This is a genomic window from uncultured Fibrobacter sp. (assembly GCF_937877005.1).
GTDB lineage: Bacteria > Fibrobacterota > Fibrobacteria > Fibrobacterales > Fibrobacteraceae > Fibrobacter.
On record NZ_CALEFV010000032.1, the window covers coordinates 1 to 6,660 of the forward strand.

At 52.8% G+C, this 6,660-nt stretch carries 6 protein-coding genes and 1 riboswitch; of the genes, 3 read left to right on the forward strand and 3 right to left on the reverse strand.

Annotated features, from left to right (window positions below; translation table 11 throughout):
• Positions 1–818 (reverse strand): quinolinate synthase (locus tag Q0628_RS01655; RefSeq protein WP_298767839.1); only part of this gene is annotated, 818 nt, incomplete at its 3' end.
• A gap of 39 nt (positions 819–857) precedes the next feature.
• Positions 858–1,084: riboswitch (cobalamin riboswitch) on the forward strand.
• A gap of 3 nt (positions 1,085–1,087) precedes the next feature.
• Between Q0628_RS01655 and Q0628_RS01660 the strand changes: the two genes are divergently transcribed.
• On the forward strand, positions 1,088–3,079 hold the full coding sequence (locus tag Q0628_RS01660; protein ID WP_298767840.1) for a TonB-dependent receptor: 1,992 nt from the start codon (positions 1,088–1,090) through the stop codon (positions 3,077–3,079).
• Positions 3,080–3,119: 40 nt separating this feature from the next.
• Positions 3,120–4,253, forward strand: coding sequence for a hypothetical protein (locus tag Q0628_RS01665; RefSeq protein WP_298767841.1), 1,134 nt, complete (start codon positions 3,120–3,122; stop codon positions 4,251–4,253).
• A 47-nt stretch (positions 4,254–4,300) separates the two neighbouring features.
• On the opposite strand, the gene dusA is transcribed toward Q0628_RS01665, so the two are convergent.
• Together dusA and Q0628_RS01675 are read right to left on the reverse strand one after the other, a co-directional pair.
• A complete protein-coding gene (gene dusA / locus Q0628_RS01670; RefSeq protein ID WP_298767842.1) occupies positions 4,301–5,284 on the reverse strand; it encodes a tRNA dihydrouridine(20/20a) synthase DusA in 984 nt (327 codons plus the stop codon).
• A complete protein-coding gene (locus tag Q0628_RS01675; protein WP_298767843.1) occupies positions 5,284–6,108 on the reverse strand; it encodes a tetratricopeptide repeat protein in 825 nt (274 codons plus the stop codon). The genes dusA and Q0628_RS01675 overlap by 1 nt, the downstream gene beginning before the upstream one ends.
• Before the next feature lie 30 nt (positions 6,109–6,138).
• Between Q0628_RS01675 and Q0628_RS01680 the strand changes: the two genes are divergently transcribed.
• Positions 6,139–6,660 carry a hypothetical protein gene (locus Q0628_RS01680; RefSeq protein WP_298767844.1) on the forward strand — a complete coding sequence of 174 codons (522 nt, stop codon included), beginning with the start codon at positions 6,139–6,141 and terminating at the stop codon, positions 6,658–6,660.

Consider the following 6,660-nt stretch of genomic DNA (forward strand, 5'->3'; position numbering starts at 1 on the left):
GCGTTCAGGCCGCATTCGGTGAGAAGCAGGAACGGCGTGCCTTCGGGCTGTTCCTTGATGTAGTTCACCATCTGGCCGGTGCTGCCCACGTAGTCGCTGAGGAGGGCAACGCCCGGGTGACATTCGGGGTGGCTCACCACCTTGAGGCCCGGGTTCTGGCTGCGGAAAAAGTTGATGAGCTCGGAATCGTAGGTCTCGTGAACGTAGCAGCAACCGCTGTGGAGCACGATTTCTTTCTTGATGCCGCGCTTCTGCATTTCGTCGATGAGGTTCTGTCCCATGAGTCCGTCGGGAACGAACACGATCTTGTCGTTTTCGAGACTAGAGACAATCTTCATCACGTTGCTGCTGGTGACGCACACGTCGCAGTTCGCCTTCACGTCGGCGGTGGTGTTGATGTAGCACACGAAGGTGTGGTCGGGGTACTTTTCGCGGAGAGCCTTGACCTCGGCGCCGGTAATGGAGTCGGCGAGGCTGCAACCCGTAAGCGGTCCCGGAATGAGCACGTCCTTGGTGGGGTTCAGAATTTTGGCGGTTTCGCCCATAAAGCGCACGGCAGAGAACACGATCGTCTTGGCGCTCACCTTGGTGGCGTCCTGGCTCAGCTTGAAACTGTCGCCGTCGTAGTCGGCAACGCCCAGAATGATTTCGGGGGCCACATAGCTGTGGGCGAGAATCACGGCGTCGCGTTCCTTTTTCAGCTCGTTGATTTCGTTGATGAGGGGGAGCATCTGTTCGCACTTTTCCATGGAATAAGTGCAGAGGACGGCACCGGGTTGAATGGTGCTGAGACGTTTGTAAAGTTCTTCTGCGGTCATGAGCATAAATATAGAAAATTGCAAAAATATTCCTATATTTGTGTACAAAAAGTTTCCTGTGCCCTGAAAAGCCCATGGGTAAGCTGCCGAAAGGAAGTTGCTCAAGGAGAGAATCCCGTGAAAACCGGGAACGGTCGCGCCGCTGTAAGGGAGGACGAAACCGGCATGAACCAATGCATGGAAACCGCAAGGGACTACATGTGTGAAGGAGCCGGAAGTAGATTGAGCCCCGAGTCAGAAGAACTGTGGGAAACGCTATTTGAGGAACGATGCGAACGACGTCATTCTACAAAGCCGCTTTGATGGCGGTCTTTTGGTGCTGTGCATGGGGTGAACCTGTGCAGGATCTCGGCGTAACCGAAGTGGTAACCGAGAGTGATGCCGTTTTAGAAAAGAATGCGAATTACACTGAAATAACTTCCGCTGCATGGGAAGGTAAGTCGCTGTCGGCGGCGGACCTGCTTTCTTCGCTTCCTGGAATTCAGTCGTACAAGCAGGGCGGACTCGGTAGTTTTCAGACTGTCTCGATACGGGGAATTGCGGCGCGCAACATTCTAGTTTGCGTTGACGGAGTCCCCTTAAACGATGCAAGCGGCGGGGCCGTGAACCTGGGTTCCATCGACTTGAATCAGATGGAAAAGGTGGAAGTCTACAAGGGAAATGTGCCGACGAAGTTCGGTGTGTCGGGCTTAGGTGGGGCCATCAACTTTGTCACGAAGAACGCGGTAAAAAAGGGTGGGCGCATCTTGGGTGCTTACGGGAGTCACAATACTTGGGAGGGTTCTTTCCAGGTGGCCGCGCCCGTGACCGACAGCGTCATGTTCGCGTCTTCTTTTGCGACGAGACATTCCGACAACGATTACGAATATACCAATCGAAACGGTACGCAGTATAACGATGATGACGACTACACGTCGACGCGAGAAAATGCACAGTACACTGATGTATCGGGCAATGTGCAGTTCCGCTTCTTGCATAGGAACGGTTACTTCTCGACGGTGTCCGTAACGGCATCGCGCTACGAAGGCGGCAATCCGGGCCGAGAAGAGCAACAGACCAAGGTTGCGAAGTTCGTCGGGGAATCGGCATTGCTGCGCTACGGGCTCGAATCGGTCGGCTATTTTGACGATAAGCTCTTCCTGTATGGTGGACTTTCGGCAAGGTTCGACAAGAATGTCTCTAGCGCCTATTTCCCGCTGGATCACATAGGCTATACCAACAACGAGTATCTGGAATACGGTGCGGCGACTTACAAGGTGGTTCCTGAAGTTTCGGCGGAATTTACGCCGATAACGAGCTTGAAGGGTTCCGCCCGCATCGCGGGCGAGTGGGAACGCGCCGAAGCTCGCGGAGTCTCGAAGGAATGGGCTCTAGACCGGTTTTCGTTCCTTACCTCAGGCGATTTGTATTATCAGATTTTTAAGTATGCGGGCCTGGGTACCGAAGGTTCTATACATTTGCTGAAAGATAGGTTGGACGGGGGAACGTTCGTATTGCCTACAGGGGGGAGAACTCTGGAAGACGCTGCCGAACGTGATGCGACGATTTCGGGAAGGCTCTATACGCGCTTGGGGACAAATGAGTTTCCATTGATGGGTGAAATTTCGATGGGACGTTTTTACCAGCAGCCTGCGCTGATGGAACTTTACGGAACATTCCCCGGCGCCATTTCAAATCCGAATCTCAAACGTGAAAAGGCGACCCGGTTCGAAGCTGCGGCACAATATGAGTTCCCTGGAAAAAGGACGCATTTGCGCGGAGCGTATTTCGAAACACATCTGGAAGATGGCATCTGCTGGGTTATCGTGCTGGAACACTTGCGAGCCGAAAATATATCACGCTCACTTGTGCGCGGAACGGAATTTGAATTGACCAGTAGTCCATCGAAGTTTTTGGATGTTGTGCTTCGTGCGACTATCCAAAAGACTGAAAATCGATCAAAGATGGATGCGTACAAGGGTAACATGCTTCCTGGCGAACCGGAACACTCCTACTTCGCCGAAGCGACTCTTCATTTGCCGCTACGCTTTGATTTTGCGTGGACTTCGGAGTGGCGAAGTGTCTTGTATAGTGACCGAGCCAATCGTATGGACCAGCCTGCGGTGGCGACGCATCGTGCAAGCCTTGCGTATAATCCGTATGAAAAGACTAGACTCACTTTTACGGTGGACAATATCACGGATCAAAAGTACAGGAATTTCTACACGCCTTTCCCTATGCCAGGGAGAGAATACAGATTTACCATCATACAGGGGTTCTAGCCCCCGCGCTTAAATGCGTAAAGCCAGAAAAGGAAAAAACATGAAACAAATGAAGAAAAATATCATTGCGAGCTTAGCTTTGGCTAGCGTCGCGTTCGGTCTTGCCGCTTGCGGTGACGACTCCAGCTCCAGCGCCTCTTCCGAAGAAGTCGAAGTTTCTTTGGCGGGTGCCATCTTCACGAATGATATCACCTTTTCGACTGGCGAACTTCGCTGGATCGACAAGGACGGCAACATTTCTGATAAGGGACTTTCTTTCCACCAGGATTCCAAGGTGATTACCCACCGCGCGGATTTGTATGTGCTTGAAGCAATTCAGGCTGACAATATCACGCTAATCGATCCGGAAAAGCTCGAATCTAAGGGTAAGAAGGCCGTGGTTTGGCAGGTTTCCCTGGACGATTTCTCCAACCCGATTGATTTGGCCTTTGATGGCGATGAAGCCTGGGTTGCCTTGCAGGCGGCAGACTCCCTGGTGAAGATTTCTACCGAAGACGGCAAGGTTGTCAAGTCTATCAAGACGGGCAAGTTTGCCTACAAGGGTGAACTTTCTCCTTATGTCGCCGATGTCGAAGTGGATGACGGCAACCTGTATGTGCTGATTCAGCGTTACACCATGGATCCTGAAACTTGGGTGACGACTTATCCGAAGGGCCTCTTGGCTATTTACGACGCCTCTACGGGTGACTTGAAGGACACCATCCAGCTCAAGACCAAGAACCCGAAGGCCTTGGCTGTGGTCGACGGCGAAGTCTATGTCGCAACGCATGGTGAATACAATGCTGCGAACGGAACCGATGCCGATGACAAGCGCGGCATTGAAAAGGTGAATGTCTCCAAGAAGAAGTCCGAACTGTACGTTTCCGGTAAGGATCTTGGCGGCGGTGTCGCTTCTATTGCGGTTGAAGACGATATTATGTATGTCGCCATTAACAAGGGCTATGATGAAGCTTGGAATGCCTTGATGGAAGTGAGAAAGGTTGATCTTTCTTCTAAGAAGGTTGAAAAGATCAAGGGCATTTCCGATGCTTCGGGTTCCATGGTTGCTAAGGACGGAAAGCTCTATGTGGGCGACCGTACCGCCTCTGAAGTCATTGTTTGGGATGGCGAGAAAAAGTCCACCCTCAAGCAGCCGAAGGGCGCCCTGCTGCCTTACAGCATCGCCTTGTTCTAGGTCGTCATTGCGAGGCCTGCAAGGTCGAAGCAATCTCTAGAATCGGTTTAAGGTTCTGTAACTAAATCCATGGCCCTGCGGATCATTTCCGCGGGGTTATTTGTTTTGGGGGCGTTTTCGCCAAGGTACTGGCGGAACTTGCGGGCGCCGGGCTTGCCGTTAAACAGCCCGTACAGGTGACGCACCAGAATCGTGGCGGGGGTGCCACGGGCCGATTCCATCTCTACATAGGGGAGGTAGGTTTCGAGCAATGCCTTGCGGCTTTCGGGCTTGGCGGCGTTGGCGTCGTTGAAAATTCTCTCGTCGGCGTCGCGCAGGAACCACGGATTTTCGTAGGCTTCGCGGCCCACCATTACGCCATCTAAATCCTGCAGCTGCTCAAGCGTCTGGTCGAGCGTCTTGATGCCGCCATTGATTGAAATGTTCAGCTGCGGCATTTCTGCCTTGAGGCGGTGCACAAAGTCGTAGTTTAGCGGCGGAACTTCGCGGTTTTCTTTGGGGCTCAAGCCCTTGAGCCACGCCTTGCGGGCATGAACAATGAATACGCGGCAACCCGCGTCGGCGATGGTACCGATAAAGTCGCGGAAAAATTCCCAGGAGTCGAATTCGTCGACGCCGATACGGCACTTGATGGATACGGGAATGCTTACGGCATCTTGCATGGCCTTGAAGCAGTCGGCGACCTGGTTCTTGTCTTTCATGAGGCACGCACCAAAGTTCCCGTTCTGCACGCGGTCCGAAGGGCAGCCGCAATTCAGGTTGACTTCCTGAAAACCGGACTGCTCGACCATCTTGCTGCACTTGGCCAAGTCGGCGGGGGTGCTGCCGCCCAGCTGCAATACGGCTGGGGATTCGAATTCCTGATGACGCAAAAATTGGTCCGGATCGGTGTGCAGCAGCGCGTTGGTCGTAACCATTTCGCTGTACAACAAGATGTGCTTGGACAATAACCGCAGAAAATACCGTTCGTGACGGTCGGTGCAGTCAAGCATCGGGGCAATAGATAATCTGCGGTTAAAGTCGATATTCATTAGATAAACATCATCGTGTTGAGTTTGGCTCGGTACTTCCACGTGAGTTCGTGCTTCGGGCCGAGAACTCCGAACAAAGTAAGCATCGCCTTCTTCGCGGCACCGTCGTTCCATTCCGGAGCTTCTACGTACAAGTTCAGGAACGCTTGCAAGGCACTTTCAAAGTCTTCGGCGCAAGCGAGCTTGCATGCTTCGTGGTACACGATTGCTTCCTTGCCCTGCACATCCTTCTTGGCGGCTTCGGCGTGAAAGTCCAGAAGTTCCAGCAGCGATTTTGCTTCGCGGTACTGGTCGTCGGCTTCGGTGAACTTGGCAAGGACTTCCTTTGCTTTTTCGGTATCGCCCATGCCGAGGCTTGCCTTTGCCCACAGCAACTGCAGCTTCTTGTCGTCGGGGGTCTTTGCAAGAGCCTCGTCGAGCATCGGGAGCGCCTGGTCAAAATTCTTCTGTGCAATGGCATCTTCCAAGGCCATCTGGAAGCGTGCTTCGTCACTCACGAAGAACTTTTCGAGACGCTTCTTCAAGTCGGCTTCGGGCAGAACTCCCTGGATCACGTCTGCGATCTGGCCCTTGTCGACAATGTGGACTTCGGGCACCGAGCGCACGCGGAATGCTTGGATCAGCTGCATGTTTTCGCGTTCGTCGCAACTCACGACGCCGAGCGTAAAGTCCATGCTGGTGGAAAGAGAGCCCAGCAGCTGGGAATACGGTGCGCAGTCGGGGTACTCTGCAGAAGAGAAAAGCACCGCTACGGCGCGGGTTTCGGAGGCCTGAGCGACCTCGGTCTCAAAATTTTCAGCGGTAATTTGAACTACTTTAGCCATGCCACAAATATAGTTATTATATTAGTGTACATGAGTACCTGTCCATATTGTAAATCGGAGGTGGCAGAGGTCAAGTTCCAGCATCTGGACTTACGTATTTGCCCCAAGTGCTATTCAACGTTTTTCCCGTGCGACCAGACCATGGCCTTCCGCAGCGATCTCACCGATAAGTCTCGCGAGCTCTGGCTCAAGGCGCTGCTTTCCAAGAATGTGCAGGATCCGGTTTGCGAAAACCCGTGCTGCATTGATCATGGAGAAACACTTGTTCAGGGCAAGCTCCCCGATTATGGTTACGATGGAAAGGTGACGACCTGCTGCAAGATGTTCCATATGCCGCCTTCGATGATCATTCAGCTGCTCAAGCGTACTTTGGAACATCCGTTCCAGATACCTGCTAAAGAAGGGAGACATCATTTCTTCTTTATCCGTGCGCTCGATGCCGTGGTGAACAAGCTCTTTGGCGAAAAGGAACCCGACGAAGATCCGCTGGATCTGGTGCAGTATAGCCTTCACTTGAAACCGATTCTCGAACCTGAAGATTCTAATGGCTAA